Source organism: Micromonospora sp. C95 (genome assembly GCF_018070465.1).
Taxonomy (GTDB): Bacteria; Actinomycetota; Actinomycetes; order Mycobacteriales; family Micromonosporaceae; genus Micromonospora.
In genome coordinates this window covers 83,018-109,861 of the sequence record NZ_JAGPXT010000013.1, presented here as the reverse complement: position 1 = coordinate 109,861, position 26,844 = coordinate 83,018, and the positions used below count along the sequence as shown (strand labels likewise).

Annotated in this window: 25 protein-coding genes; 12 read left to right on the top strand and 13 right to left on the bottom strand. The window is 69.1% G+C overall.

Annotated features, from left to right (window positions below; all coding sequences use genetic code 11):
• Positions 1 to 10: 10 nt before the first annotated feature.
• The 3 genes from KBX00_RS17090 to KBX00_RS17080 are packed head-to-tail and all read left to right on the top strand — an operon-like array spanning position 11 to position 3,425.
• Complete coding sequence (locus tag KBX00_RS17090) at positions 11 to 904, top strand: sucrase ferredoxin (protein WP_210828138.1); 894 nt, start codon at positions 11 to 13, stop codon at positions 902 to 904.
• Complete coding sequence (gene tkt, locus KBX00_RS17085; protein ID WP_307868775.1) at positions 901 to 2,940, top strand: transketolase; 2,040 nt, start codon at positions 901 to 903, stop codon at positions 2,938 to 2,940. Before KBX00_RS17090 ends, tkt begins: the two co-directional genes overlap by 4 nt.
• Positions 2,937 to 3,425 (top strand): hypothetical protein, encoded by a 489-nt coding sequence (locus KBX00_RS17080; RefSeq protein WP_210828136.1) that lies wholly within the window; start codon positions 2,937 to 2,939, stop codon positions 3,423 to 3,425. Before tkt ends, KBX00_RS17080 begins: the two co-directional genes overlap by 4 nt.
• 121 nt (positions 3,426 to 3,546) lie before the next feature.
• Here KBX00_RS17080 and KBX00_RS17075 read toward each other — a convergent pair whose 3' ends face one another.
• From KBX00_RS17075 to KBX00_RS17050, 6 genes are all read right to left on the bottom strand, one after another.
• The gene (locus KBX00_RS17075; protein ID WP_210828134.1) at positions 3,547 to 4,482 is read right to left on the bottom strand and encodes a sugar phosphate nucleotidyltransferase; all 936 of its coding nucleotides are present in this window, start codon (positions 4,480 to 4,482) and stop codon (positions 3,547 to 3,549) included.
• A 105-nt stretch (positions 4,483 to 4,587) separates the two neighbouring features.
• The gene (locus KBX00_RS17070) at positions 4,588 to 5,490 is read right to left on the bottom strand and encodes a TauD/TfdA family dioxygenase (RefSeq protein WP_210828133.1); all 903 of its coding nucleotides are present in this window, start codon (positions 5,488 to 5,490) and stop codon (positions 4,588 to 4,590) included.
• Positions 5,491 to 5,576: 86 nt separating this feature from the next.
• Positions 5,577 to 6,914 (bottom strand): thymidine phosphorylase, encoded by a 1,338-nt coding sequence (locus KBX00_RS17065; protein ID WP_210828131.1) that lies wholly within the window; start codon positions 6,912 to 6,914, stop codon positions 5,577 to 5,579.
• Complete coding sequence (locus KBX00_RS17060; RefSeq protein WP_210828129.1) at positions 6,911 to 8,152, bottom strand: aspartate aminotransferase family protein; 1,242 nt, start codon at positions 8,150 to 8,152, stop codon at positions 6,911 to 6,913. Before KBX00_RS17060 ends, KBX00_RS17065 begins: the two co-directional genes overlap by 4 nt.
• Before the next feature lie 37 nt (positions 8,153 to 8,189).
• Positions 8,190 to 9,362, bottom strand: a complete 1,173-nt coding sequence (locus KBX00_RS17055) for a hypothetical protein (RefSeq protein WP_210828128.1) — start codon at positions 9,360 to 9,362, stop codon at positions 8,190 to 8,192.
• Positions 9,359 to 10,129 (bottom strand): hypothetical protein, encoded by a 771-nt coding sequence (locus tag KBX00_RS17050; RefSeq protein ID WP_210828126.1) that lies wholly within the window; start codon positions 10,127 to 10,129, stop codon positions 9,359 to 9,361. Before KBX00_RS17050 ends, KBX00_RS17055 begins: the two co-directional genes overlap by 4 nt.
• Before the next feature lie 281 nt (positions 10,130 to 10,410).
• Between KBX00_RS17050 and KBX00_RS17045 the strand changes: the two genes are divergently transcribed.
• From KBX00_RS17045 to KBX00_RS17025, 5 genes are all read left to right on the top strand, one after another.
• Positions 10,411 to 10,632 (top strand): transposase domain-containing protein, encoded by a 222-nt coding sequence (locus tag KBX00_RS17045; protein ID WP_210828124.1) that lies wholly within the window; start codon positions 10,411 to 10,413, stop codon positions 10,630 to 10,632.
• A gap of 347 nt (positions 10,633 to 10,979) precedes the next feature.
• Complete coding sequence (locus KBX00_RS17040; protein ID WP_210828122.1) at positions 10,980 to 11,300, top strand: hypothetical protein; 321 nt, start codon at positions 10,980 to 10,982, stop codon at positions 11,298 to 11,300.
• Positions 11,293 to 13,131 carry an ATP-binding cassette domain-containing protein gene (locus tag KBX00_RS17035; protein ID WP_210828120.1) on the top strand — a complete coding sequence of 613 codons (1,839 nt, stop codon included), beginning with the start codon at positions 11,293 to 11,295 and terminating at the stop codon, positions 13,129 to 13,131. The genes KBX00_RS17040 and KBX00_RS17035 overlap by 8 nt, the downstream gene beginning before the upstream one ends.
• Positions 13,128 to 14,957, top strand: a complete 1,830-nt coding sequence (locus KBX00_RS17030; protein ID WP_210828116.1) for an ABC transporter ATP-binding protein — start codon at positions 13,128 to 13,130, stop codon at positions 14,955 to 14,957. Before KBX00_RS17035 ends, KBX00_RS17030 begins: the two co-directional genes overlap by 4 nt.
• Positions 14,954 to 15,475, top strand: a complete 522-nt coding sequence (locus KBX00_RS17025; protein WP_210828115.1) for an ATP/GTP-binding protein — start codon at positions 14,954 to 14,956, stop codon at positions 15,473 to 15,475. The genes KBX00_RS17030 and KBX00_RS17025 overlap by 4 nt, the downstream gene beginning before the upstream one ends.
• 76 nt (positions 15,476 to 15,551) lie before the next feature.
• Here KBX00_RS17025 and KBX00_RS17020 read toward each other — a convergent pair whose 3' ends face one another.
• The 7 genes from KBX00_RS17020 to KBX00_RS16990 all read right to left on the bottom strand — a co-directional run bounded on the left by KBX00_RS17020 (position 15,552) and on the right by KBX00_RS16990 (position 23,265).
• Complete coding sequence (locus KBX00_RS17020) at positions 15,552 to 16,355, bottom strand: hypothetical protein (RefSeq protein ID WP_210828114.1); 804 nt, start codon at positions 16,353 to 16,355, stop codon at positions 15,552 to 15,554.
• A gap of 129 nt (positions 16,356 to 16,484) precedes the next feature.
• Positions 16,485 to 17,420, bottom strand: a complete 936-nt coding sequence (locus KBX00_RS17015; RefSeq protein ID WP_210828112.1) for a 3-oxoacyl-[acyl-carrier-protein] synthase III C-terminal domain-containing protein — start codon at positions 17,418 to 17,420, stop codon at positions 16,485 to 16,487.
• A gap of 42 nt (positions 17,421 to 17,462) precedes the next feature.
• Entirely contained in the window at positions 17,463 to 18,383 is a 921-nt protein-coding gene (locus KBX00_RS17010; RefSeq protein WP_210828106.1) for an aldo/keto reductase, read from the bottom strand.
• A gap of 97 nt (positions 18,384 to 18,480) precedes the next feature.
• Positions 18,481 to 19,755, bottom strand: a complete 1,275-nt coding sequence (locus tag KBX00_RS17005) for a condensation domain-containing protein (protein ID WP_210828105.1) — start codon at positions 19,753 to 19,755, stop codon at positions 18,481 to 18,483.
• The gene (locus tag KBX00_RS17000; protein ID WP_210828104.1) at positions 19,752 to 21,221 is read right to left on the bottom strand and encodes an AMP-binding protein; all 1,470 of its coding nucleotides are present in this window, start codon (positions 21,219 to 21,221) and stop codon (positions 19,752 to 19,754) included. Before KBX00_RS17000 ends, KBX00_RS17005 begins: the two co-directional genes overlap by 4 nt.
• Positions 21,218 to 21,787, bottom strand: coding sequence for an acyl carrier protein (locus KBX00_RS29700; RefSeq protein WP_210828103.1), 570 nt, complete (start codon positions 21,785 to 21,787; stop codon positions 21,218 to 21,220). The genes KBX00_RS17000 and KBX00_RS29700 overlap by 4 nt, the downstream gene beginning before the upstream one ends.
• Positions 21,784 to 23,265 carry a class I adenylate-forming enzyme family protein gene (locus KBX00_RS16990; protein ID WP_301548090.1) on the bottom strand — a complete coding sequence of 494 codons (1,482 nt, stop codon included), beginning with the start codon at positions 23,263 to 23,265 and terminating at the stop codon, positions 21,784 to 21,786. Before KBX00_RS16990 ends, KBX00_RS29700 begins: the two co-directional genes overlap by 4 nt.
• Before the next feature lie 123 nt (positions 23,266 to 23,388).
• Between KBX00_RS16990 and KBX00_RS16985 the strand changes: the two genes are divergently transcribed.
• From KBX00_RS16985 to KBX00_RS16970, 4 genes are all read left to right on the top strand, one after another.
• Positions 23,389 to 24,318: a hypothetical protein gene (locus KBX00_RS16985; protein WP_210828101.1), complete on the top strand. Its 930-nt coding sequence runs from the start codon at positions 23,389 to 23,391 to the stop codon at positions 24,316 to 24,318.
• Positions 24,319 to 24,450: 132 nt separating this feature from the next.
• Entirely contained in the window at positions 24,451 to 25,395 is a 945-nt protein-coding gene (locus tag KBX00_RS16980) for a ferritin-like domain-containing protein (protein WP_301548089.1), read from the top strand.
• Between the two features lie 27 nt (positions 25,396 to 25,422).
• Positions 25,423 to 25,743 (top strand): acyl carrier protein, encoded by a 321-nt coding sequence (locus tag KBX00_RS16975; RefSeq protein ID WP_210828100.1) that lies wholly within the window; start codon positions 25,423 to 25,425, stop codon positions 25,741 to 25,743.
• Positions 25,744 to 25,756: 13 nt separating this feature from the next.
• Positions 25,757 to 26,836 carry a zinc-binding dehydrogenase gene (locus tag KBX00_RS16970; RefSeq protein ID WP_210828098.1) on the top strand — a complete coding sequence of 360 codons (1,080 nt, stop codon included), beginning with the start codon at positions 25,757 to 25,759 and terminating at the stop codon, positions 26,834 to 26,836.
• The last annotated feature ends 8 nt before the right edge of the window (positions 26,837 to 26,844 follow it).

The following is a 26,844-nucleotide window of genomic DNA, read 5'->3' as shown; positions in this document are numbered from 1 at the left end:
GTGCTCCGTGTTGGCCCAGCAGCTGGGAGATCCCCTGACGGCCACCGCGCTCGAGGTGACCGCCTGGCTGTTGCTGGAACACCCGGGTCCCTGGGGTAAGAACGCCCTGACCGAGAGCGGTCTCGACCCGGCCGTGACTCACCAGCTGGATCAGGTGGAGCGCCGGATCGGCGTACGAACCCAGCTCATCAGCCCGCCCGGCGACGAGCGACCCCGGTGGTGTTATGCCGCGGTGCGCGCGCCCGGCGCGACACCCGGATGGGGCCGGAAGGCGGTCGATGACATCACCGACCTACTGTCCCTCGACTTCTCGATTCTGGCGGCCGGGCAACTTCCTCCCGGCTTCGAGCCGCTCGCCGAACCGCTGTACGCGGTCTGCGCGAACGAGGCCGGTGATCCGTGCTGCGGGCGGAGCGGCTCCGCGGTCCACGCCGCCCTGCGGGCACAGGTCGGTGATCGGGGCCGCCGGACCGCGCACGTCGGCGGACACAAGTTCGCGGCCAACGTGGTCGTCTTCCCGCACGGGCACTACTACGGCCGGGTGGACCCGCCGGCGGCTGCGGCGATCACCTCGGCGACCGAGGCCGGCCGGATCGACCTGGAGCATTTCCGTGGCCGCTCGACCTACACGATCCCAGAACAGGCAGCCGACGACGTACTGCGCCGGCAGGGCTATCTGGGCGTGGACGAGGTGACCCTGACCGAGCGGGCGATCGAGGTCGGCGACCGAACCTACCGGAATCACTTCACCACGGCCGACGGTCGCCGGCACACGGTGACGGTCCGTTCCGAGGACCAGTCGCCGGCCCGGCTGCAGTCCTGCACCGACGCCGGGCCGTCCGTACCCATCCGATGGACGTGCGTCGGCTTGGATTCGACCGAGCCGATCGGACACCACCCGTGACCATCACCGAACGATCGCCATGGACGGCGTCGGTGGCCGCGGTCCGGGGCTTGATCATCGATACGGTCGAACACGCCGGCAACGGCCACGTGGGGGCCGCGCTGGCCCTCGCACCACTCGGGTGCGCGATTTACGGTGACGTCCTCCGGCACGACCCCGCCCGGCCGGACTGGCCGGACCGGGACCGTCTCGTGCTGAGTGCCGGGCACGCCTCCGCCTGGCAGTACGTCCTGCTCCACCTCGCCGGCTACGACGTGACCCTGGACGATCTGCGGTCGTTCCGGCGTCTGGGTTCGAGAACTCCCGGTCATCCCGAGTACGGCGTGACACCCGGAGTGGAGACGACCACCGGTCCTCTCGGTCAGGGACTGGCCACAGCCGTCGGCCTGGCGGTGGCCGAGCGCCTGCTGGCCGCTCGGTTCAACCGGCCGGGATTCGAGATCGTCGACCACGCCACATTCGTGGTGGCGTCGGACGGCGACCTGATGGAGGGCGTCAGCCAGGAGGCCATCTCGCTGGCCGGGCAGTGGGGCTTGGACAAGCTCGTGGTGTGCTACGACAGCAACGGCATCACCATCGACGGCCCCACCTCATTGTCCTTCGGTGTCGAGGACCAGGTCGCCCGGTTTCGGGCCAGCGGCTGGGTGGTCGAGCAGGTCGCCGCGGTGGAGGATGTCGAGGTCCTTGCGGACGCGCTGCGGCGCGTGCGGAATCGGCGCGACGGACGGCCAACTCTCCTGATTCTGCCGACCGAGATCGGTTACCCGGCCGAAGCGGTGCGCGGGACCACCAAGGCGCACGGCTCCCCGCTCGGCGCCGTCGAGGCCGCCCGGACCAAGGCCGCCCTCGGCTTGGATCCGGCGGTCACCTTCGGCGTACCGGACGTCGGCCCCCAGATGCTGGACGCACGTCCCCGCGGCAGCCGGGAGAGGTCGCTGTGGGAGAAGACCTTCGCCGAGTGGAGCCGGGAGTTCCCGGAGCTGCGCACCGCGTGGGACGCGGCGCACGGACCGATCCCGCGGGATGTGCTCGCCGGGTTCGCCGTCCCCACTCACGAACCGGTGTCCCCCCGCAACGTCTCCCGGCTTGTGCTGGACGAGCTCGGCAACCGGTTGCCGACGATGACAGGGGGCGCGGCCGACCTGGTGGACTCGACCAAGACCGCGCTGGCCGCAGCGGGCGTCTTCACCGCCGCCGCTCCGGATCGCAACCTGGCGTTCGGGGTTCGCGAGCACGGCATGGCGGCGGTCGTCAACGGGCTCGCGTTGCACGGTGGCATCTCCAAACCGTTCGGGTCCACGTTCCTCACCTTCGGTGACTACATGCGCCCGGCGGTCCGCCTGTCCGCGGTGATGGGATTACCCGTGGTATGGATCTGGACGCACGACTCGATCGCCATCGGGGCAGACGGACGTACTCATCAGCCGATCGAGCATCTGGCCTCGTTGCGAGCAATGCCGGGCATCTGGGTCATGCGCCCGGCCGACGCGCACGAGACCACGTACGCCTGGCGGGCGGTCCTGGCCCGGACCGAAGGCCCGGTGGCACTGGTTCTCGCGCGTCAGCTGCTGCCGGTGCTGGCCGAGGCCGCGACCGACGCCGCGGCGGAAGGCGTGGCCAGAGGTGGATACGTTCTCGCCGGCGAAACCGGCGATCCCGACATCGTTCTGCTGGCGAGCGGCAGCGAGGTTCATCTGGTCCTCGCCGCGGCACGTGAGCTCGCCGACGCCGGTACGGCCGTCCGCGTCGTCTCGATGCCCTGCTGGGAGTTGTTCGAGGCGCAGGATGCCGCCTATCGCGACGCCGTTCTGCCGCCGGCGGTCCGGACACGGCTGGCGGTGGAGGCCGGGTCATCGATGGGCTGGCATCGATGGGTGGGGTTGGACGGCGACGTGGTGTCGGTAGACGATTTCGGCGCCTCCGATCACGGTGACGTACTGCTCCGGCACTTCGGGATGACGGTCGCCAACGTGGTCGCTGCGGCTCACCGCCTGCTGGGTCTGGCGGATACGACGAACCGAGGAGAGGAAGCATGAACGAAACCGCCGACTGGGATCCCGACGGTCTGGCCCGGGTGCAGCGGATCCTCGACGCGTCGCTCGACCGGGCCGGTCAGGTACAGAGGTCGTTTTTCGGCAAGCCCGGACGGGTGCTGCCGGCACGGGACTTCCTGGAGACCTGGAACTCCATCTACATGTGCGCGGTCGCGACTTACGGCAGCTCCCGCTGGCCCCACCTCGCGGCGGTCAAGCTGCAATTCGACAGGTCGGCGTCCTTGAACATGTTCCTCTATCTCGACACGGTTCGGGAGCGCGACCTGCAGACCAGCCCCCGCCTGGCATTGCAGAAGCAGCGTGACGACGGGACGGTCCTCACCTGCTACGCCCGAGCCGGAGCGCGGGCAACCGCACCGATCACCGACGCCCGTGGCCGCAGCCACGTCGTGTTACCCCTGGAACCGGTGCGGATGTACGGCATCGGCCCGTACGTCAGCGGCCCGCTGGCCGCGGCGTCGTCATGATGTCTCCTCCCGCCCGGCCGTCTCTCCCCGGCAGACCGTCGCCGAGCTGACCGGCCTCCTGGCCAGGGCCTGCGCCGGTACGGCCCGCGGACGGCCTACCGGCCGTCCGCGGGTGCCCGGCTCAGTCGACGGTTGACGGTTCCTGACCGGCTACGTAGCTCGTCAGCCAGGCGAGCAGATCGTCACGCAGATCGTCACGCCGGCCGGCGAACTGGATCGCCGTGGTCAGCAGCCCCAGCCGGGTGGCGACGTCGTACCGGGCACCGGAGTACGGGACGGCGTGAATTGGCACGCCGGCCCGTGCGAGCTCGACCATCGCGTCCGGCAGCTGCACCTCTCCACCGTGGTCGGGGGAAGTTCGGCCGAGTACCGGGAGGATCTCCGGAGGTAGGACGTAGCGGCCGATCAGGGCAAGCCGAGAGGGAGCGTCCTCAAGGCACGGCCGCTTGACAACGTCGGTCACGGTGAGCAATTCGTCCGAGCTGGACTCACCGACCGCAACCATGTCGCTCAGCGGCACCAGCTCATCCGGTACCGAGCTCACTGCCAGCACGATGCCGCCATGGGCCGCCTGCACGTCGATCATCCGGGTCAGCAGGCCGGCCTCCCGGTCGAGCAGCTCGTCGCCGGTGACGACCGCAAAGGGCTCGTCACCGATGTGCTGCCGGGCGCGGTACACGGCAAGTCCCATGCCGGTCGCACCGCCCTGACGCACGCTGTGAACGGTGACCCGGTCGATCAACCTGAGCGTCCCGGACAGGAGTTGCTCGTATCGGGGCCCGAGATGCGAGAGCAACACGGGGTCGGTGTCGAAATGATCGTTGATCGCTTCCTTCCCGCGCACCGTGATCACCAGGGCGTCGCTGATGCCGGCATCGCCGACTTCCTCCAGCAGGTGCTCAAGAATCGGCGTGTCGACGATCGGCAGCAATTCCTTGGGCACCGACTTGGTGGCCGGAAGCAGGCGGGTGGCTAATCCGCCGGATGGCAGAATAGCCTTCGTTGCGACCCGACCAGGACGGCCTTCGGAGGACTGTTGAAGGGTGTATTCATTCACGCGGAAAGAATAGCCCAGATTCGCCCCAAAATGCTCAGCAACGGACAACAGCCCACGCATCACGGCGGGTCCGGGCGGACCGAGTCGACCCGGCCGGCCGGTCTTCTACGGACACGGGATCGGCTCCGTAGCGGGTTCCCGCTCGTGCAGGGTCCGGAACATGCACCGCGGCTGTTGCGGATCGTCGGTATAGGCGGTCCGGCCGTGCGAGAGTCGAGCATTGGCCAAGACCAGCACCTGAGCCGGTTCCAACCGGAATTCGCGGTAGACCGCGGAGTCCTCGGCACATCTCTCGAGGTACGCCACCGCCCGCCACAAATCGTCGGCGGAAATTCCGGACGGCACTTCCCACCGGTCGGTGTCGGTCAGTGAGTAACGAGTCACCAACTGCCCGTCGACGACGGCGAAGGCGGGACCGGCATTGAAGTCGTCGCTGCCGTTGACGGTGGCTCGGCGTACCAGGCTCCCGGGTGTGGCCAGCGCCAGGGCCGCCGGCAGATCGGCTGTCAGTAGCTCCGCGTAGGCCGCGGTGGCGTTGAAGAGGCGGGTGTCGCCGCCGGTCCGCCCGACGGACTGGCACAGCAGCAGCGTGGTCCGGATCTGACCGATGTCCTGAAGGGTGCCGTCGGTGTGCAGGCGTTGCCCGCTGCTCCGCCCGAACGAGGGGTGGGTGGCGTCCTGGGTGGAGGCGTTGAGCCCGGCGGAGATTCGGGAGACCGCGGACGGCGTATTGCCGTTCAGACGGTAGAGCGGCGGCACGAACGGATTTCCCAGCCGCAGGGCTTCGGCCAGCGAGGAGAGGGATTGCTCGTCGGCTGTCCCGGGCTGCAGCTGAACGATGCAGAACCCGTGCCGCCGGTAGCGGCGGACGATTTCTCGGACGGCCGCCAGGTCCACGGATGCGCCACTGCCGGCAGGGTGCCAGGCGACCGGCGAGTCCCACGGAACGGCGTCGAAGGTGGGTACGTCCTTCGCTGTCTTGAGCAGGTTCAACGAGTCGATTGTCATCTCACTTCACTTCACCTATCGGGCGGTCCGCCGAACATGCCGGGACAGGCCACCGTTGTGCGACTGCACGCAGTTGCGTTGCGTCGTCAATTGACATTCACGACATCGAGGACGGGGTTGATCTCCTCGGGCGGCTGCCGGCCGACCCGGAACGCTGCGCGGACCGCCTTCTCGGCCTCATCGGGCCGGCCGTCGTTCCAGACGAGACGGGCCAGTGGCTCGCCCGCGGCAACCCGTTCTCCGACCTGCCGGTCGAGCAGCACGGCCGCGCCGTGATCCAGGGGGGCTTCGTGCTGGAAACGACCGGCTCCCAGCCAGAGCGCGGCCTTGCCGATCTCGGTCGGCCCGATCCCGGTCACCCAGCCGTCTTCGGTGGCCCGGACGACGGCCTCGTGGCGGCCGCTCGGCAACAGGTCCGGGTCGTCGATCTGTGCGATGTCGCCGCCCTGGTACTCCACCCAGCGACGGAGGATGCGCAGCGCCGCACCGGAAGCAACGGCATGCTCGACGAGCTCCTCGCACGCGCCGGTACTCAGATTCGGGCGGCCCAGGCTTACCATGAGAACGGCCACCTGCCGGCAAACCTCGTGATAGCCCGGCACGATGTCGCCCTGAAGAGCGGAGATCGCTTCGCGCACCTCGGCGGCGTTGCCCACGGCACGTCCGAGCGGCCGGTTCATGTCGGTGAGCACGGCCTGACACTCCACGCCCGCGGCCCGGCCGATATCGATCATCAGCCGTGCCAGCGTCCGGGCCGCGTCCAGATCGGGGACCAGAGCGCCCTCACCACATTTGACGTCGAGAACGACCGCGTCTGCGCCGGTGGCGATTTTTTTGCTCATCACGCTGGCCGCGATCAGCGGCATGCTGTCAACGGTCCCGGTCACGTCCCGCAGGGCATACGTGGCTCGGTCACCGGGAACCACTTCATCGCTCTGCCCGGTGATGACCATGCCAACGGCCTTCAGCGCGTCCGCCACCTCGCCAGCCGAGAGGTCGAGGCGCAGCCCGGCCAGCGACTCGAGCTTGTCCACCGTGCCGCCCATGAACCCCAGGCCGCGGCCGGACACCTTGACCACCGGGACACCGCAGGCAGCCACCACCGGCACCACGAAGAGGCTGACCTTGTCACCGACCCCACCGGTGCTGTGCTTGTCCACCACCCGGCCGACCCCGGGGTGGGTGAGCCGTCGCCCGCTGTCGACGTAGGCCATCGCGAGGGCTGCGGTCTCGTCCGGCCGGAGGCCGGTACAGGCCACCGTGGCCAGCCAGGCCGACATCTGATAGTCGGTGACCCGGCCGGCCAGATAGTCGTCGACGACGCCGCGGATGGTGGGCCCGTCGAGCGGCCGTCCGGCGCGCAGGTCCGCGATCGCGTCGATGATTCGGCGTACGGCTGACGGCGAGTTGGCGTCGTTATTCAAGATCGGCTCCCGGTCAGCACGTTGGTCAGCGCGCCGGCCACCGATCCGGCGATCTCACGGATGCCCGCCTCGTCGATCGTCAGCGGAGGTACCGCCATGACGGTTCGGCCCTGCTGGCGCAGCAGCACGTGACGGGCTGTCGCGGCCAGCACCAGTTGCGTCGCGAGGTCCGCGTCGGCCATCTCGACCGACACGATTAGGCCCTGCCCCCGTACATCGGTCACCAGGGGACCGGTGGCGGCGGCCCTGAGCGCGTCAAGCAGGTCGGCGCCGTGCCGGGCCGACCGCGTGACCAGGTCGTCCTTCTCGATGACGTCGAGCGCGGCCAGGGCGGCGGCGCAGGCGATCGCGTGGCCGGACGTGGTGTGTCCGTACCGCAGGCCGCCGATCACCGGTTCGGCGGCGAACTCCTCGGCGAGGTGTCCCGCCGCGACCACCGCCCCGATGGGTGCGTAGCCGCCGTTCAGGCCCTTGCTCAGCGCGATCAGGTCCGGCCGGGCGCCGTCGTGCTGATGGGCGAACCAGGCGCCGGTACGGCCGAAGCCGGTGAAGACCTCGTCCAGGACGAGCAGGGTGCCGGTGCGGTCGCAGATCTGGCGCAGCCGGGCCAGAAGTCCCGGCGGGAGGACGATGCCGCCGCCGACGTTGAGAAGCGGCTCGAGCAGCACGGCGGCTGGCGGCCCGGCATCGTGCGGTCCCACGATGGCCCGCTCGAGTGCCTCGACGGTGCGTTCGAGCCCCTCCGTGGTGCGCAGCGCCGCACCCTCCCGGGGCAACGTCACGCGGGTGACCACGACCGGGTCACGATACCGGTTGGCCAGGTGCGGCAGACCCGACAGCGACTGGCACAGTGCCGTCGATCCGTGATAGCCGCGTTCGAGCGTCACCACCCGGATTCGCGTCTCGCCGCGCAGCGGCCACAGGTCCACCGCGATGCGGACGGCCGCCTCCACCGCCTCCGAGCCGCTGTTGACGAGAACCGTCCGGGTGAGTGGGCCGCCGAGAAGGCTGGCCAGCCGCTCCGCCAGCGCCGATGCCGGCTGGTGCGCGAACCGCGACAGCTCGAAGTGCTGCAACCGGGCGGCCTGCGCCTGGGCGGCCGCCTGGATCCGGGGCTCGCCGTACCCGCAGACCGCGTTCAGGGCCGACGAGGTCGCGTCCAGATAGCGCCGGCCGGCGTCGTCCCAGACGTGCCAGCCGGCTCCGCGGACGATGGTCGGCCGGTCCCGCTGGCGCACCGGCGACCAACCGTGCCAGACGCCGGCCGTCGCCGGGTCAGAGCCGGGCCCTCCGCCGGGCGATGGCGTCGACGAGCCAGTCGAGAAACCGGGCGGCGCTGCGGGTGTAGTCGAACCCCCCGATCGGTCCGTGAGTGTCATGAGCTTCGCTCCCTGCAGTGAGGGTCATGATCTTGGCGGCGAGTGCGGCCCGGTCGCGCGGGTCGACCGCGGTGCCGAGTCCGTCGGCCGCCGCTTCTACGGCTGTCGGCCCGAAGTTGTCGCACAACAGCGGACGCCCGTACAGCCGGCTGTCGCGAATACGCAGGCGCACGCAGGTGTCGTTCTCGATGCCTGGCTTCGCGATACTGACCAGTGCCTTCGATCCCTTGAGGACACCATCCCGCGACAGGTGCGAGATCGGCTCCGTCCGCAGTTCCACCCAATCTTCGAGGTGATGGGTGCGGATCGCCGTCAGGAGGTCGTCCACCACCATTTTGTTGTCGGGCTGCGCCCGGCCATAGAGAAAACCCAGGCTGACCGGGTGCCCGGCGTCGTGACAGAGCTTCACAGCCTCCACCACGGCTACCGGGTCGAAGTATGCCCACAGCCCACCGGTCCACAATAGATCCGGACCCGGCTGCGGAGCGGCTCGGGCGGCACGCTCCGCGCTCGACGCGCTGAAGCCGATCGGCACCAGGGAGACCAGGTGTTCGAGCGTCCGGGACCGGTCCAGCGCCGCTGCGCTGAGCCGGCCGGTGAGGCACAGGTTCGCCAGCAGGGTGACGCGCTCGACGGCGGACCGGCAGAGGAAGTGGTCGGCCGCCCGGAGCTGGGCCGCGTAATCCTCGACCAGACGTCGATGGACGGCGCCCGGGTCGGCCGCCGACCGTAGCGACGGGTACTCCAACTGCTCGATCGGCGGTGCATTCTCGACGATGATCAAGCATTGGCGGGTCTGCGCCTCGTGGAGCCGCTGGGAGGAACCACCGTCGAAGAACATCACCGCGTCCGCGTGGCCGACGAGCTCCCGCCAGGAACGGGAGGATGCCAGCCGGGCCCGGCCGACCGGCACCGCCCCGGCCACACTTTCCGCCATGACGGTGGTCGGCACGAATTCGGCGAGCGTCTCCGCCAGTTCACATATCCGCAATCCGATGCCGCCGATGTGGGCACCGTCTATGGGATAGCTGCCGGCATCGAGGACCACGTGCCCCGTGCCCGTCGTCATGATGAGCTGTTCTCGTTCGCGCTGCTCGGGACATGAAGGTGGCGGTAACCGCCGGCGAACACCACGGGGGCGCCGACTAGCGGACTGCCGGCCGTACGCCGGAACACGTCGGGCAGCCGGTCCCACGCGGAGCGGCGCAGCCCGACGACCACCCAAGCGGCGTCGAACCCGGTCGGGTCCTGCGGTTTCTCGGCGGCTGCGGTCACCCTCGGTCCGTGCGGGCCGGCCTGCACGGCCAGCGCTCCGTCCTCGGTCAGCGGACGGCTACCGGGCTTTGCGGCGATCACGCTGAATTCGTCGGCCTGAAGTGCCCGGACACAATCCAGCAACGGGTTCGCTCCCGGCTCCCAGGAGAAATACTGATCGGGAAGTACGATCAGGACGCGCTCGGAAACGAGATCGTGGGCCGCCCGTAGTGCCCCCATGATCTGCGGCCCATGGCGTTCATTTTGAAAGGTGATACAAAGATCGAGATGCTCGCCGTACGGATACAACCGCTCGACTGTTGATTCACGGCCTGGGCCGACCACCGCGACCAGACGTACCGGATAGTTCCGGGACAGATCCACCACCGGGGCGAGAGCCGCGTCCAGCGCGGTGACTCCACGGGCTATGCAATGCAGTTCTTTGGGGTAGGGCGCCTTGAAGCGCGATCCCGCACCGGCGCACGGCAAGAGGACCGTCAGCGGGTCGGTAGTGTTGTCCTGGACCGCCATCATGGTTGGCGAGGCCGTGCTTGAGGGGGCCCCCTCGGCGATGTTCACCATGTGTCGCCCCTCCGATTCACCTCGGCATTCAACAGCGGTAAACTCTGTGAAGACGCCAGGCGCCAAGACGCCAGTGAATCGTCAAGCATGTGCTCGGAACAACCCCCGTCATCCATCATCCGGATCTAAGCATAGATCGCAGCAGCTACGCAATGGGCGCGTCCGGGCGGTCTCAGTGCCAATGCCACTTAACGTAAGTTGATCGTGGTGGTGGGCCGGGTTTCCGTGGTCGTGCTGGTGTCGTGGTGGTAGGTCCGGGGTGTGGGCGTCAGGGTCTGCGGGTGATCGCGGAAGCGCAGGTCGTGGGTGGACGGTTGCCGGAGTGGATCTCGATGGGAGTCCTCGCCGGGTCGGTGCCGCGTGAGGTCGTCGATGGGGCGGTCGAGGTCGCCGGCAGGCAGGCGCCGCGGTCGGATGCGAAGTTGCCGCCGCATGGGATGGTGTACTTCGCGTTGGCGTCGGCGTCGTACGCCGACGCCGGGCGGAATCACTCCGGCGCGTAAGCGGTTGGGTGCGGAGCCGCTGGTTGGGGTGTTCGACCGGGTGGTGCCGCCCCACCTACGAAACCCAGCCCACCACCATGATGGAATTACGTTGGGTGACATTGGCTTCTGCATGACCGCCACGCGAATCGCTACTATAAGTAATTAGTTGCATCCCTGGAGTGACCGGCACTGGATGGGTGGGTTTCGGGTGAACTCCTTGCACCGGCCGTAATGGTCTATTATATTGACCGCCGTGGCCTTTCCGGAGAAAGAACCACGGTTCTTTCGCGAAAAGACCACAGTCTTTTCGCGAAAATAAGCCAAAGAAGGACTGGCGTACGGCAATCGTGCCGCGGAGGGAGTGCATGTTGGTCGGCGTGCCGGATCCTGTTTCAGGCATCCGTTGCGGTACCGCCGCGACGCACATGATGCCCACGGCGGACCGTCACGTCGCCGGGATCGCCTACCGATCGGCTCAGCAAGCGACAGTTCTCCCCGACCGGTGCCGGGGCGATGTGCCGGTCGCAGCGAGGTCGAAACGTCTGCCGCTGCAGGATGAACTGTTCGCCGGCGACGTTACGCTCCGGACGGCGGACGCGATGATCGACCGGGTCGCGCGGCGACCGACCGACCCTTCCCGGTCCGCCGGTGCCCAGGGGCGATCCTTTCCGGTGGCCGATGCCTGAACCGCGACCTGGCCAGGTCTCAGACCGGCGGCTCGTCCTACGTCTGTGGGCGGGCACCGGAACGCCGTTGCGGCTGCTCTCGATCGTCATACTCACCGGCCGGTCCCTGGTGCCGGCCGCTGTGGCGCTGGCTGCCGGAGCGCTCGTCCGGGAACTCGTGGAGGCGTCCGGCTCCCAGGAGTGGGCGACGTCCGCACTCGGCGCTCTGCTGCCGCTGGCGGTGCTGCTCATCATCGCGCAGGTGGTGGAGTTCGCGGTCGAGCCCTTGCGTCTCGCGCTCACCCGGCGGGTGGATGGCACCCACAGGCGAGCCGTCGAGGCCGCGGTGTCCGAGACGGCCAGCATGCCGATGCTGGAGGATCCCGGCTATCAGGATCTCATCGCGAGGGCGGCCGGCGAGCCGACCAACCGTACGGGTCGTACCTCCGGATCCGCGGTCTGGGGACTCCTGTGCCTGTGGTCGCGGCTGCTCGCCAACGTCCTCGCGGTGCTGGTCATCGCCCGTGACTCGCCGGTGGCCGCGGGGCTGTTGCTGCTGATCGTCCTGGTCGTCCGCCATCTCCAGGCAGCCGATGCGCTGCTGCTGGCCACGGCCTGGACCAACGGGGTACCGCACCGGCGGCTGGCCGGCTACTGGGACGCACTGCTCACGGGCGCGGAGGTCGCCAAGGAACTGCGGATCTTCGGCCTGGCGAGCTGGATGCAGGCCCGGTACCGGTCCGCTACCGAGGCGCACCTGAACCCGCACCGGGCAGCCCGCCGCCGGATGCTGCGGCGGCAGTGGCTGCGTGCGCTGATCCTGGCCGGCGGAACCGGCGTGGTGATAGCGATCCTGGCGTTGTCCGCGGCACGCGGGCAGCTGGACCTCTCCCGGCTGGCGACCGACCTGGCCGCGGTGTGGGCGGTCGCCGGTGGAGCGTTCGCCGCGCAGGAGGTACTCGACTATGTCGAAGGCCTGCCGGCCGCCCGCGCGCTGGAGGAGCTGCGGCACCAATCGCCCGCGGCGACGCCGGGAGGCGACGGCGCACCTTTCCCGGCCGGCGGGGGAAGCCTCCTGCGCCTCTCCGGGATTCGGTTCGGCTATACCGGCCGCGACGTCCTGCAGGGCCTGGACCTGGAGATCCCCAGCGGAAAGCTGACCGCGCTCGTCGGGTTGAACGGTGCCGGCAAGACCACCGTGACGAAGTTGGTCGCGGGGCTGTACCTGCCCCGCACCGGCCGGATCACCCTGGACGGCGTTTCGCTGGTCAACCACCCCGATCGGCATCGGCTCGTGTGCGTCGCGGCACAGGACCCCATCCGCTATGCCCTCTCCTTCCGGGACAACGTACGGCTGGCCGCACCCGGGCACTCGTCGACCAGTGATCTTGAGGCGGCCGTACAGGATGCGGGTCTCGGGGATCTCGTCGCCCGTCTCCCCGCGGGTTGGGACACGCCGCTGTCGCCGAACCGAACTGGCGGGGTGGATATCTCCGGCGGGCAGTGGGCACGGGTGGGCCTGGCCCGCGCGTTGTTCGCCGTCCGGGCCGGGGCCCGTATCGTGCTGTTCGACGAGCCCACCGCCCACCTTGACGTCCAGGCCGAGACCGAGGTCATCGCCCGGATCCAGGATCTCGCCCGGCAGGCCTGCGTACTGCTGATCTCGCACCGCCTGGCCACCGTACGGAAAGCCGATACGATCGTGATCCTGTCCGGCGGAGTCGCAGCCGAGACCGGTAGCCACCATGAGCTGATGGCCCTCGGCGGGATCTACAGCCGGTTGTACCGGTTGCAGGCCGACCGGTTCGCCGCACCGGCGACCGTCACCGGACCGGAGGTACCCGCGCCATGACGTGGTGGCTGGTGCTGCGTCGCTCGTGGGCCGTGGATCGGTTCCGCACCTTCCTGGTCCTGGCTCTGGTGATCGTCCAGAACGCGCTATTCGTGCTGACCGCGGTCGGCATCCGTGCCGTCGTCGACAACGCGGCGGATCGACGGCCCGGTGCCGCGCTGGTCGGGGCCGTGGTCACCGCGATCGCGTTCGCGCTCACCGCGGTCGGTGACGTCGTCCAGTTCCAGACTCGGCTCGACATCGCCGAGAGGGTGGGGCGACTGGAGTTCGATCCGCAGATCCAGCGGATGTCCGCCTCACTGCCCGGCCTGGAACACCTGGAACGGGCCGAATACGCCGACCGGTTGGGCCTCGTGCAGGGCCGGGGCATGCTGCTGGCCGAGGGCGGCTGGGCCGCCGTCGATGTGGTTTCCTCGGCTATCCGCGTACTCGCCACCATGGTCCTGCTCGCAGTGGTGCACCCGGCGCTGCTGCTCATGCTGCTGCTGATGCTCCCCGCGGGTGCGCTCAACGCTGTCGCGTACGGCCGGATCGGCCGGGCAGCGCTGCGCGCCTCGGAGGACGAACGGCTGGAACGGCACCTTCACGAGGTGGTCACCCAGCCGGAGGCGGTCCGCCAGGTCCGGGCCGCGTCCGCGCACGGCGAGGTCATGCGGCTGGCGGACGCGGCCTGGCGCCGAGCGTCCGGAATCCAGGTCGCCGCCTCGATACGCTCGGCCGCGCTGTCCGGCGTCGGCGGGGCGATCGTGGTCCTCGGTTACGTGGTGGCGCTCGGGTTCGTGGTCCGCCTCGTTGCCGGCGGGCAGCGCACCATCGGTGATCTGATCATGGTGGTGACGCTTGTCGGTCAGCTACGCAGTCTGATCGAACGTCTGCTGTATGTGATCAGCCGCATGCTGGCCGCGGCCGCAGTGACCGGCCCGTACCACTGGCTCAAGTCCTACGCGCGGCAGGCGTGGCGGGGCGGCGATCTACCGTTGCCCGACCGACTGACCACGGGCATCTCGCTGCGCGACGTCGCGTTCACCTATCCCGACGCCGCAGGCCCCAGTATCGAGCACGTCACGCTGGATATCCCGGCCGGCTCGGTGGTCGCCGTGGTCGGCGAGCACGGCTCGGGTAAGTCGACGCTGGTGAAGCTGCTGGCCGGCTTCTACCCGCCGACGTCGGGCCGGCTGCTGATCGACGGCATAGCGACCGAGGATCTCCACCCCCGGTGGCGGGACGCGGTCACCGCCGCCTTCCAGGATTTCGGCCGCTATCAGGTTCTCCTCCGGGAAGCGGTCGGCCTCGGGGACGTGTCCCGAATCGATGACGTGGACCGGGTGCGGGCCGCGCTCCGCCGATCGGCCGCCATCGACCTGGAAAGCCACCTTCCGACGGGACTGGCGACACCGATCGGACCGCTTCTGCCGGGCGGCGCCGACCTTTCTCGCGGGCAGTGGCAGAAGGTCGCCCTGGCCCGCGGAAACATGCGCGAGGCTCCGATTCTCATGCTGTTCGACGAGCCGACGGCAGCGCTCGACGCGCCCAGTGAGGACGCCATATTCACCCGTCAGGCGCGCCTGTCCAGAATGCTGGCCGAGCGATTCGGAACCATCACTGTCGTGGTCTCGCACCGATTCTCCACGGTCCGTTCGGCTGACTTGATCGTCGTGCTGCATCGAGGGCGGCCGACCGAGCTCGGCACACATGAGGAGCTGATGGAGATCGGCGGCCGCTACGCCCGGATGTACGAGATGCATTGCGCCGCATACCATGGCGACGCCCACGCGAACGGCGAAGTAGGCGTCGTAGCCTCACCAGAGGGAGAGAGCCGCACGTGATAATTTGGATCAACGGGCCCTTCGGGGTGGGTAAGACGACAACAGTCGCGAAGCTGCACGCGAGCCTGCCGGACGCGACGACATACGACCCCGAGGTGTACGGCGGGGTTCTGCAGCGGACGCTCGGCATTCTCCGGCCCGGCGATTTCCAGGACTTCTCGATGTGGCGTACCGGAACCATTCGAGGCGCGGCCCGCCGGGCCCGGCGGAATGCGACGGTGCTGATGGCGATGTCGGTTCTCAATCTCGATTATCAGCTGGAGATCCTGGACGGTCTGCGCCGGCGCAGGCTGGACGTGCTGCACGTGACCCTGCACGCCTCGTCCGATGTGCTCCGTCGACGCATCGAGGCGGACACGGTGGACGTCGGTGCCCGGCCATGGCGGCTGGAACAGCTCGATCGGTACGAGAAGGCCTTCCACGGGCTCGCCGAGCGGGGGTCGGTGGTCGAGACCGACGGTCTGGGACCGGATGAGGTGGCCGCAAAGATTCTCGCCCTCGCCGGTGAGCGGAGCTGACCGGCAGTCGCACACGGCGGCGGGACGAGTCCGGCCCGCAGTTCGTCGCCCCCGCCCCGGACGGGCCGGTCTCGCGTCATGTTGCGGACGTGGCGGGCACCTCCGGCCGGATATCGATCAGGCAGTGCGCCAACCGCCCCAGCTCCGGGTCGTAGTCGGCCAGTAGCAGTCGGCGTCCGGTGGTCCGCCACTGGGGCAGCCGGGTGAGGAAGGTCTGCCAGATCCCGGTGCACGGAACTCCGGGTGCCGGAGCCGCGGTCTCGGCCGGCGGTGATGCCGGAAGAGTGTCCAGCAGTCCCAGCCCGCACACGGCGGTGATCGCGAGGTCGCTGCTGTCGCGCGCTTGCCCTACGAGTCGCGTCCACAAGCCCGCCACGTCCGATCTGTCGACTCGCCGCGAGTGGACCGCACTCACTGCCGCGCCGCCGGTGTCGCTCGCGTCGAGGGCCAGGGCCACACCCGCGTTGCCCTCCACCCGCATCCGGTCGGGTACCTGGCCGTCGTGCAAGAGAGCCGCCTGGTCGAGCATGACCAGCAGGACCCGGCGGGCGCCGCCCGTACGGACCCGCTGGACAGCCAGGTGCAGAGCCGTGAACGGCGCCACGACACCCTGATCGGCCACCGCGAAGGCCAGGCCGGTATCCGGCAGGACGTGGCGTAGATAGCACATCGGCCAGCCAAGTTCGGAGTCCGACGTGACGCTGGTCATCAGCGCCAGGTCGAACGGGGACAGCTGTGCCCCGAGGTCGGACAGCAGCGCCGCGACCAGCTCGGTGAACGTGACCCGGCCGGCGGCGGCAAAGTGGTCCGGCGCCGGCAGGCCGTAGCTCGCCAGCAGATTGGTGAAGTAGATCCGGTCGTGTTCAGGATAGGGAGCCACGGGCTCAAGTACGCACTGAACACCGGACACGATCCGCAAGGTCCCCGCCGCACCGGCCGGGTCCGGTTGCCTTCCCAGGTACATCCGGGCTTCCTTCCTCGCACCGCCTGCGGTGCACGGTCATCCCGCTCAATGCTGCAACACCATGGCCGCGAACGTGGCACCCAGACCGACGGCCGTCATCAGGTACCGGTCCCCGGGGCGGATGCGGCCGGCGTCGCAGGCCGATCGGTAGTTCAGGAAGGAGTCCGCTCCGAAGCTGTGCCCGTAGGCGGCGAAGTTGTCGGCGAAAAGCCGCTCCGAACCGGTGATGCCCAGGCTGCGCAGGACTCGCGACCACGACATCCAGCCGACGTTGTGCGGCAGGATCAGATCGATGTCCGCCAAGTCGAGGCTGGCGTTCTCGACAGCGGCCAGTATCACGGCGGCCAGGTGGTCCGGGTACTGCTCGTTGAACTGCGCGATCTGCTGTGGCGACATCGAGCCCGCGGCGTGGTACTGGCCGTGGGTCCGGCTGGCGTAACCGAGTACCCGGTCCCGCTCGCCGTCGGCCCGGACGAGGATCGCCGCCGCCCCCTCACCCATCACCCCCGTGGTGTTCACCAGCCGGGGAGTCGAGGTGAACGTCTTCTCTCCCACCACCACGAGAGCGAGCGCGTCCTGCTCGCCGTCCCCAGCCAGCAGGTGACCTGCCACATCGATCGCCAGTAGGCCAGATGCGCAGGCGTGCTGCGTCAGACAGAAGGCGGTGGCATGCTCCAGCTCCAGTCGCCGGCACGCCTCATGCAGCGGATTCACGGGGTACGGCGCGACGACCGGCATGGTCCTCGCCTGGATGACGTAGCGAATCAGCGGCCGCCGTTCCTCGAACGCCGGCAGTGTCATGACCGTGTGCACCAGCAGATCGACCAAGCCCGCATCCGGATCCAGGGGAACCTCGCCGAAGCCGAAGAACCGCTCGTACATCCTGACCCGGTTCGGTTTCATCCCGTGCCGACCCAGCAGCTCACCGATCCGGACCCGGGTCGGCGGCAGATAGCCGCCCACAGCCTCGATCACGGTCACAGCCCGACAGCCCTCCTTCCGGTATTGCGAACGAGCGTACGTCTAGCGCATCGGATCGATGTCCGTAACGGCTGCGAGTAGGCCCCGGTCGATCTCGACGGTGACTGCGGATGCCAGCTCCGCAACCTGGTCCACTGTGGTGGCGGCGGGAATGACGGCAGTGACATCGCGCTGGTCCAGCAACCAGCGCAGCGCCACCTGGGCCGGCGGCAGCGCCGCTTCGGCGCAGAGGTCCAGAAAACGGGCCAGGGCGCGGCGGGTTTGCGGCGTCTGCCACCGCGCATTCTTCCGGGCTGGCCGGGCGCTCAGCCGCCCGAGCGCCGGCTCTGCCCTCTCGTACTTGCCGGTCAGCAGTCCTTCGGCCAGCGGCGCATAGCAGACGAAGTCGAGTTCGGCCCGGCGGCAGGCCGGCAGCGTCTCCATCTCCACGTCCCGCCGGAGCAGGCTGTACTCGTCCTGCACCACCGTGAAGGCCGAGGAACGCCCGGCCGCACGCAGCAGCGCCTCCGCGTGATGATTCGCGGCGCCGATCGCCCGGACGAGGCCGGCGTCGACCAGTTCCGCCAGCGTGTCGACGGCGTCATCCAGTGCAGTCGCCGGGTCAGGCACGTGCAGGAGGTAGGCGTCCAGGTAGTCGGTGCGCAGCCGGCGTAGAGACGCCTCGATGCCGGCGCGGATCCGATCCGGGCTGAGGGACGGCGGCTGGCCCGCGAACTCCGTGCCCACCTTGCTGGTGATGAAGACCCGGTCACGCACTCCGTGAAGCGCCCGGCCCAGGATCTGCTCGGCCCGACCGCTGCGGCCGGGGCCGTAGCTGTCGGCGGTGTCGAAGTGGGCGATGCCGAAATCGAGCGCAGCGCGGACCACCGCCTCCGCCGTCCGCTCGTCGCACTCCTTGCCGAAAGGGCTGGTCCCCAGCCCCACTGCGGGGATGTTGCGGCCGCCGCGTTCACGCTCCGCCATCACGACACCGACAGGACCAGTGACGAACATGCCCATGCCACCCAGCGTCGCCGCCCGATTGGTGCGGGGATCCGGCGGGAGGCGTCGATATCACGGGTCATTGCCGAATACCGCCAGTCGTCGTTCCGGCGAGCGCCGCGCGAGTGATCATGGAAAAGGTTCCGGTCAGCGCCTCGGTGACGCGTTGCGGATCGAAGGTTCCGGTGTGCATACGTACGTCGAGCGCCAGCTCGGTACCCTCGCCGGCGAGTTCGACGTACAGCCGGTCGGGGCCGGCCGCGGCGAAGGCGTTCACATCAGGCCGGTCGAGCCCGTCATCCGGTCGCTTCGCGGGCCGGGGCTGCGTCACCAGGTAGAGGTCCGCTCCGGCGGCGGGGGTGACACCCGCCTCGCGGGCCCAGTCGGAGGCCGCCGTGCCGAGCGGTACTGCGACGCGGTTCATCGCGTTCAGCCGTTCTCGGACGGTCGGCACAGCCAGGTTGAGGTCGACCGCCTCCGACCGCTCCAATGGCAACCGCAGTCCGTGCGAGAAGAGGCCCACCACGTCGGCGGTGCCGGGCGCGGTCCGGCCGTGGAAGTCGGTGCTCACCGCGACCGAAGGCGCCGCCGACAGCCGAGCCTGGGCGCACAGGATCGCCGCGGCCATCACGACGAATCGGGAGGTCCGGTGCTGCCGGGCGAGGGCGGCGAGGGCTGCCCGGGCCGAGCCGGGCAACGTAATCCGAGCCCGGGCGGTGCTGGTACCGGTGCCGGGCACCGAACGGGCGAACGGGGTCGGGTGCCGACCGGGGCCCCACCGTTCGAAATGCTCTCGCCAGTAGGCTCGCACCAACTTGCCCCAGGGGCCGGCGAGGGCCCGGCGCTGGCGGTCGGCGAACCGGCCGTACGGTCCGGGGCTTTCCGGTGGTTGCGACGCGACGGTCGTGCCCGGACGCAGCAGCTCGCCGAGCCGGTGCACGATCACGTGCTGCGAGGCCAGGTCGGCGCAGAGGTGGTCGATGCCGAGAACGAGCAGGCTCTGCCGCTGGGCGACGCGGAGCAGGCCGGCCCGGATGCGCGTCGCGGCATCGAGGTCGAACGGCCGGGTCGCGAACTCGCGCATCGTCTCCACCGGATCTCCGCGATGGTCGAGTGAGACCACCGTCGGTGCGTGATCCACGGTGTGGACGAACGCGCGGCCTGGATCGTCACCGAAGCTGGTCCGCAACGCGGGATGCTCAGCCAGCAGTACGGCGAGGGCATCGCTCAGCTTCTCGGCGGTCAGCAGCCGGGGCACCGATACCACGCACGGCATGCTTCGCAACCGGCCGCCTCGCGACAACGACCTGATCCAGTCCTCCTGCTGCAACGTGGTGGCTACGATGAGGCTCATCCGCGACGTTCCATCCGGGTGGTCGGCTTCGCTACGGGTGTGGCCGGGCATCCCCCGGACCCGGACGCCGCGCTCGTCGACTGGTTGCCCGCCGCCAATTCGACCAGGGCCGGGTAATCGACCTTGCCGGTCGCGGTCATCGGTACGGTGTCCAGCGGGCACACCGACACGTACGAGAGCGGAATGCTGAGCCGGGCGCACACGTCGTTCAACAGCGTGGCGGGTACCGGACTGGCGGCCCGATGGAATACATGCAGCCGCCGCTCGGCCTCGACGACCCAGCCGCCGATGGCACTTTCCATCTCGTCCAGGCTGATCCGGGCTCCGGTCAGTTTCGTGATCCGTCGGCGCCGGCCAGTGATGTAGAGCAAATCGCCGTCGAGGCGGCCGAGGTCACCGGTGTGCAGCCGACCGTGCAGTTCATCACTGCGGACCAGATCGGCGCGGTTGGCGGCGTACCCGTGCATCACATTGGGCCCGTGGTAGACGACCTCACCGTCGCCTCGGTGGTCGCTCGGTGCGATCTGGAACCGGCCGCCGGCGATGGCGCGGCCGACCGAGCCGATGCCGGCCGGTTCGGCGGTCGCGTCCAGAACGGCCATCCGGGCGGTCGCCTCGGTCTGGCCGTACATGACGAAGAATGTGGCGTCGTGCCGGCGGGCGACGTCGGCGATCCGGGCCACGAGCGCCGGCCGTAGCGCCCCGCCCGCCTGAGTGGCGGCCCGCAGCCCCGGTGGCCACTCGCGTTCCAGCCGCCGGGCCAACGCCTCGTACGTGAGCGGGACACCGGCGAACACGGTGACCCCGCATCCGATCGCTTCCCGCCAGAACTGGGGAGTTGTCGGAGGCTCGGCGGTCACCGAGACCGACCCCCCGGCGAAGAGGTGGCTGTGCAGCACCGACAGGCCATAGCTATGGTGCAGCGCAAGCGAGGTGACACCACGGGCAGCGGGGGTGAGGCCCAACGCGGTGGTGATGCTCGCAGCGTTGGCTGCCACTGCGGTGGCCGGCAGCCGCACTCCGCGAGGCGGCCCGACGCTGCCGGAGGTGAGCAGCACCACGGACAGGTCCGGATTCGGCGGCGGCGTGCTGGCGGGTTCGACCGTCATCCACGCGGTGGCGGGCTCCGGTGCCGGCACAACCCGATAGCCGACGGGTGGATCTTGCCGGGCACCGGCTGGAAAGACGACCAGATCTGGCTCGAACGCACGCATTTGCCGCGTCACGTCCTGAGGGAGCACCGGCATCACCACATGGCCGGATTCGATGACGGCGAGGTGGCACAAAACACCGGCGGCCGAGGGTTTCGCGGACAGCAGCACCACACCCCGGTCCGGCAGACGATCCAGGAGCCGTCGCCATGGGCCGAGCGCTGCCGGCAACTGTCCGTGGGTCAGCGCGAGCTGACCGCCGAAGAACAGGGCAGCGTCCCGCCGGTCGCCGCGCCCCAGCAAGATGGTGATCACCTGCTCCGGGCGGCTTCAATCAGCCGGGAGATAGCGCGCGGGGTGGAGGCCTCGAAGATTTCCTCGAGTGCCAGAGTCACACCGTAGCGCTCATGGATACGGGCGCTCAATTGGACGGTGTCGATCGAGGTGCCGCCGAGATCGATGAAGTCGTCCAGTGGGCTCACCCAGACAGCGCCGGTGATCGTGCCGATCAGCTCGCAGACGACGGCCTCGGCCTCGGTCTCCGGTGGCAGGTACTCCGAAAGCTGACTCGGGTCGAGACCGGCGACCAGTTCCGGCAGCATGTCGGGGTGAACCTCGCCGGCTTCGTCCCGGGGCAGTGCGCCGAGCAGCCCGATGACCTGCGGTGGTTCGGTGCCTGGGTCGTTGGCCCGCAGGAAGTTGCGGATCTCGACCGCGCTGGCGAAGGATTTCGGCACGACCGCGATGGCGGGTATCCAGCCGCGGTCACGCGAGATCCAGAACGGCTCGGCCTCCGCCACGGTGTCATGCGACAGAGCGAGTCGGCGTAGGGTCTCGCGCCGATCCGGGTCGATCGCCGGACTGGACTGCTCGGTGGTCACGCCCGTTCCTCCCGCCTGCCTACCGCCGTCCGACCGGGCGCCGCCGTCAACTGAGACCGCAGCAGCTTACCGTTATCGCGGCGGGGTAACTCGCCGATCAACTCGACGGTCCTGGGAACCTTGTGTTTCGCGAGCCTTCGCCGGCAATGGCTGCGCACCGTGCCGGGAGCGAGCCCCGATCCAGTGATGGGCACCACCAGCGCATGCGGCACCGAGCCGAGGCCTGCGTGCTGCCGGGCCACCACGGCGACGTCGGCCACCTCGGGCAGTTCCCCGATGCACAGCTCGATCTCGGCGGGATACACGTTGACACCGCCGACGGTCATCATGTCGTCCTGACGCCCGACGAGGAAGAGGTATCCCTCGGCGTCCGTCCAGCCCACATCACCGACGCTGAGGAAGCCGCCCGGCGTGTGACTGATCCCGGGCCGATCCCGGCGCTGATTTCCCGGGCGCCGCAGGTAGACGGTGCCGATCTCGCCGGGCGGCACCGGTCGGCCATCCCGCATGATGCGTATCTGTGTCATGAAGCCCTTGCCGACCGTCCCCGGGCGGGCCAGCCACTGTGTGCCGTCGGTCAGCGTCATCCCGATCTGCTCGGTCGCGCCGTAGGTCTCGAAAATCCGGTCCGGACCGAGCAGCAAGATCCAGCCGCGCTTGGTCGCCACGTCACAGGGCGCGGCGGTGTGCAACACGCCGCGCAGGCTTGCCAGGCGGCCCCGGGACACATCGGCATCGTGCAGCACCGCTCTCAGATGCGCCGGCGTGACCTGCATCCAGTCGACGCTCGTGTGTTCGATCGCGCCGAGGGTCTTCGCCGGGGAGAAGGCGCCGGTGACCACTATGGTGTGGCCGTCGCAGAGGCCGCCGAGAAAGCAGGTGAAGGGGGCTGCGTGATACAACGGCCCGACGATCAGCTGCCGCTGACCGGGCCTCCAGCCGGTGCGGCGCAGCAGCAGGTGGAAGCCGCCGAGGACCCCCAGGGAGTCGGCCGGAAGCACGCTCGCGGTCACCTTCGCCAGGCCCGACGTCCCGCCGCCGGCCAGGAGGTAGTCCACGTCGCCGGGCGACTCCGACGCGTCCGGCACGGCGGCGTGCAGGACCGGGCCGGCCGTCGGTCCCGCCAGCGTGTGAACGGTGCCGAAGCGGGCGGCCACCGCGTCGAGCAGCACCCGGCGCTCCGGCCGTGGTAGTTGCCGGTCGATCGGCAGCACAGCAGCGCCGGAGCGTAACGCCGCCACGAGTGCGATGACGCCGTCAAGGGTGTTGAGCACATCGACGGCGAGCACGCCGGGACCGCCGATGGCGGCGGTGATCCGATCGGCGACCGCACGGCTGGCCTCGTCGAGTTCGAGCCAGGTCAGGCTGCGAACGTTGGCCGGGCGAGCCTCCACAACCGACGGCTTGTGGGGTGAGTGGCGAACTTGGGCGGCAATCGCTGCGTCGACCACGTCACGCGCGGTCGTGCGATTCGCCATACCGACCCCCGTTCCGCTTACCGGTGATCGACAAGATAGCGGAGCAAACCAGTACGGTCAATGACGATTGTGGCGGGCGGTACGCAGAAACCATTCTCGACGACATCAAGTAGCATCACTCGCATGCAGGAGCAGGCGCGGTTTGATGTCAGTCTCCAGGCCGTGCCTGACCTGGTCGCCAAGCTCCGCCGAATCCCTGCTTCCGCCCGCCGGTTCTCGATTGGCCGGCAAGATGCACAGCGCCGATACCGGATCCCGGAGCCGCTACTGGTCGCGCTCCTCGACGCCGGGCTGCCGTCACGCCGGGTCGATGGCGAGGTGCACTTCGACCGGCATGACGTGGTCAACGTCTGCATTCATCTGGGCGTCGGCCCGATGTCCCGCGCGGCGCGGCGGTCCTGGCCGGCCGCCCTGACGGCAGCGCACGAAGCACCGATCCGGTACCGGTTGAGGTACCAGGCTGACTGCCCGGAACCGAGGCACGACGGACCGTGCCGTTTCGACGTGACACTGCCGGGACCCACGGCGCGACAGGTCGTCACGACCCCGGCGGCGGGACTACGCCTGGACGTCGACGTGCCGCTTCAGGACGGGTGGCCGGCCGTGCCGGACGAGCTCGCCGCGCGACTCGGCACGCTGGACGAGTTCGAATTCATGCGCCTGCCGCCGTCGTTGCAGCGTGACCTGACGTTCATCCAGGACAGCGGCCTGGTGGACTGCGTCGGAGTCAGCGAGTTGGTGGCACAGCGGGCGGCGGGGGTGGGGGCTGTCGCCCGGCGTTCATTCGGTGTAATCGCCGCGCCACCCTACGCGAATCTGCATTACTGGGCCGAATTGCTGGTGGACGACCGATGGGTGCCGGTCGATCCGGTGCTGGTCGGCGCGATGACCTGCTGGGGAGTGCTCGACGCCGCGACCTGGCCGCCTTACCGCTCGATCGGACCGCTCGTGGTGCGAGTGGCCGACGACCAGGTGCTGCTGGCCACGCACAACGGCGGCGACGTTCAGGTCGCCCTGCCGAGCCGCTGGATATCCGGTCGCCCGGCGAGCTAGACATCCACCGCCCGGAATGCCAGAGGTGACCGAAAGAGGGGCATTACGATGCGGGCGGGAAGCTGGTAGCATCCTCAGGCAGCATTCAGGCCGACGAATTGTTTTAATCAAACTGGTGCGGAGGACATCGGCATGGCCGACGGACTTGCGGCGATGGACGTCGACGCGTCCGTGGTTACCCGGTTCACCTGGGACTACGAGTCCAAAGACGCTAAGCTGCGGGAGCTGTACGAAAAAGCAAAATCGGCGCAATGGGACGCGCAACGCGACATCGACTGGGGACGGCAGATAACGTACGGGGCCCCGTTGGCCGAGCCGACCGCAGTGACCGCCGAACTTCTGCACACTCTGGATGATTCACCGGTCCCACCGGAGCTACGGGACGCATTCCGGTGGGAATACCACGCCTGGATGACGAGCCAGTTCCTCCATGGTGAGCAGGGCGCGCTGATGGCCACCGCCCGGCTGGTGGAGACGGTGCCGGATGTCGACGCCAAGCTGTACGCAGCGAGTCAGGTCGCCGACGAGGCGCGCCACGTCGAGGCCTTCGCCCGGTACCAGAAGCAACTCGGCGTCTCCTACCCGGTCAATCCAGCCTTGAGCGACATGCTCGCCAGCGTGATCGGTGACAGCCGCTGGGACGTCATCTATCTCGGCAACCAGATCATTGTGGAGGGCCTTGCCCTGGCCGCCTTCCGGCTTCGTCAGGCCAGCTCATTCGACCCGACCATCAAGCAGATCATCGATCTCGTGGCCCGAGACGAATCCCGGCACGTCGCCTTCGGTGTCCTCGCGCTGCGTGGCCTGTACGACGACATGACGTCCCGGGAGCTGCACGAGCGCGAGGAGTTCGTGATGGAGTCCTCGTTGCTGATGGCGCGCCGGTTCCAGCTCACCGAGATCTGGGACCGGATGGACCTGGACGTCGAGGCCGGTATCGCGTACACGCAGCAGGACGAGGTCATGCTGAGCTTCCGCCGCCTGATGTTTACCAAGATCATTGCCAATCTCGACAAGCTCAGCCTTCTGACGCCCCGCGTACGACGTCACCTCCAGCAACTATCCCTCATGCGCTGAGGCCCTAGACAGCGATTGGAGTACCCGATGAGTGAAGGGGAACTGACCCCCTCGCCCATTGTCGCCGAGGCGATCACCCGAGCGGTGGGCGCGCTGGCGCCCGACCCACGTACCGAGGTGGGCCTCGACGAACAGCTGGTCACCGACCTCGGTTTCGACTCGCTGCGTATGGTGGAGTTGTCACTGGTCCTGGAGGAACTGTTCGCACTGGATCCCAACGCGATGGACGAGGTTCCGCCGGTCGGGAGCGTCGGCGATCTCGTGGCCTACTCGATCAGGATGGTCGACGAGGGCAAGGCCACGTTGCCGGAGAAGAGCACGATCGACTCAGTCCTCGATCGAATCTGACGGCAACCACAGGATGGTCTACGCGGCACTGACGGAAACTGTCGGGCAACCACCGCGGCTCACCGAGATCGACCTCGTCGAGCCCGGGCCGGGACAGATCCGCATCCGGCTCACCGCCACCGGTGTCTGCCATACCGACTTCTCGTTGTCCGCCGGCACCGTACCGCACTTGATGCCAGCGGTCCTCGGACACGAGGCCGCCGGTGTCGTCACCGCCGTCGGGGCGAACGTCACCGACCGCGACGCCGGTGATCCGGTCCTGCTCATCTGGGCACCGGCCTGTGGCACCTGCCGGTACTGCACGTACCGCCAGCCGTATCTCTGTCGGCGTTCGGCCGCCGCGGCGTCGGTACCGCATGCCGCGCTGCGCGACGGAACCCCGGTGTATCCGGGGATGGGCATCGGCGCCTTCGCGGAGGAGACCGTCGTACCGGCCCGTGCCACAGTGCCGCTGCCGGCCGGGATACCTCCGGCTGAAGCCGCAGTGCTCGGTTGCGCAGCGCTGACCGGCTTCGGTGCCGTACGCCGGACCGCCGGGGTCGCGGCCGGCGACAGTGTGGTCGTCATCGGCGCAGGGGCGGTGGGACTGTGCGCCGTGCGGGCGGCCGCACTCGCCGGGGCCGGACCGGTGATCGTGGTCGATGCGAACCAGGACAAGAGCGAACGCGCGCTGGCCCAGGGTGCCACCCACTTCCTGCCGGCCGGTCCGGCCGGAGCCCGCGACGTGCTGCGGCTCACCAGCGGACTGGGCGCCGACCACGTGGTGGAGTGCGTGGGTTCGGCGCGCACCATCCGGTTGGCCTGGGACCTGACACGACGCGGCGGCGTCACGACGATCGTGGGCATCGGCGCGTCCGCCGACCTGGTGCGGCTACCCGCCCAGGCGCTGGCTACGTCCGGGCGGACGCTACGCGGATGCGTCTACGGATCGAGCCGGCCGGCCGAGGACGTCCCGGAACTGGCGGCGCTGGTGCGGGACGGCCAGTTCCGGCCGGCGGATCTGATCACCCACACCATCGGTCTGGCGGACCTGCCTGCGGCCTTCGCCCGCCTGGACAGTCGATCCGGCGGCCGGTCGCTCATCGTGTTCTGAGGAAGGCG

Bases quoted from the DNA above. Each gene is read 5' to 3' on its own strand.
- KBX00_RS16985 (WP_210828101.1), top strand. From the start codon at position 23,389: ATGCAGGAGCAGGCGCGGTTTGATGTCAGTCTCCAGGCCGTGCCTGAC.
- KBX00_RS17040 (WP_210828122.1), top strand. From the start codon at position 10,980: ATGTTGGTCGGCGTGCCGGATCCTGTTTCAGGCATCCGTTGCGGTACC.
- KBX00_RS17070 (WP_210828133.1), bottom strand. From the start codon at position 5,490: ATGACAATCGACTCGTTGAACCTGCTCAAGACAGCGAAGGACGTACCC.
- KBX00_RS16975 (WP_210828100.1), top strand. From the start codon at position 25,423: ATGAGTGAAGGGGAACTGACCCCCTCGCCCATTGTCGCCGAGGCGATC.
- KBX00_RS16990 (WP_301548090.1), bottom strand. From the start codon at position 23,265: ATGGCGAATCGCACGACCGCGCGTGACGTGGTCGACGCAGCGATTGCC.
- KBX00_RS17080 (WP_210828136.1), top strand. From the start codon at position 2,937: ATGAACGAAACCGCCGACTGGGATCCCGACGGTCTGGCCCGGGTGCAG.
- KBX00_RS17030 (WP_210828116.1), top strand. From the start codon at position 13,128: ATGACGTGGTGGCTGGTGCTGCGTCGCTCGTGGGCCGTGGATCGGTTC.
- KBX00_RS16980 (WP_301548089.1), top strand. From the start codon at position 24,451: ATGGCCGACGGACTTGCGGCGATGGACGTCGACGCGTCCGTGGTTACC.
- KBX00_RS17010 (WP_210828106.1), bottom strand. From the start codon at position 18,383: ATGGCGGAGCGTGAACGCGGCGGCCGCAACATCCCCGCAGTGGGGCTG.
- KBX00_RS17035 (WP_210828120.1), top strand. From the start codon at position 11,293: ATGCCTGAACCGCGACCTGGCCAGGTCTCAGACCGGCGGCTCGTCCTA.
- KBX00_RS17005 (WP_210828105.1), bottom strand. From the start codon at position 19,755: ATGAGCCTCATCGTAGCCACCACGTTGCAGCAGGAGGACTGGATCAGG.
- KBX00_RS16970 (WP_210828098.1), top strand. From the start codon at position 25,757: ATGGTCTACGCGGCACTGACGGAAACTGTCGGGCAACCACCGCGGCTC.
- KBX00_RS17050 (WP_210828126.1), bottom strand. From the start codon at position 10,129: ATGGTGAACATCGCCGAGGGGGCCCCCTCAAGCACGGCCTCGCCAACC.
- KBX00_RS17055 (WP_210828128.1), bottom strand. From the start codon at position 9,362: ATGACGACGGGCACGGGGCACGTGGTCCTCGATGCCGGCAGCTATCCC.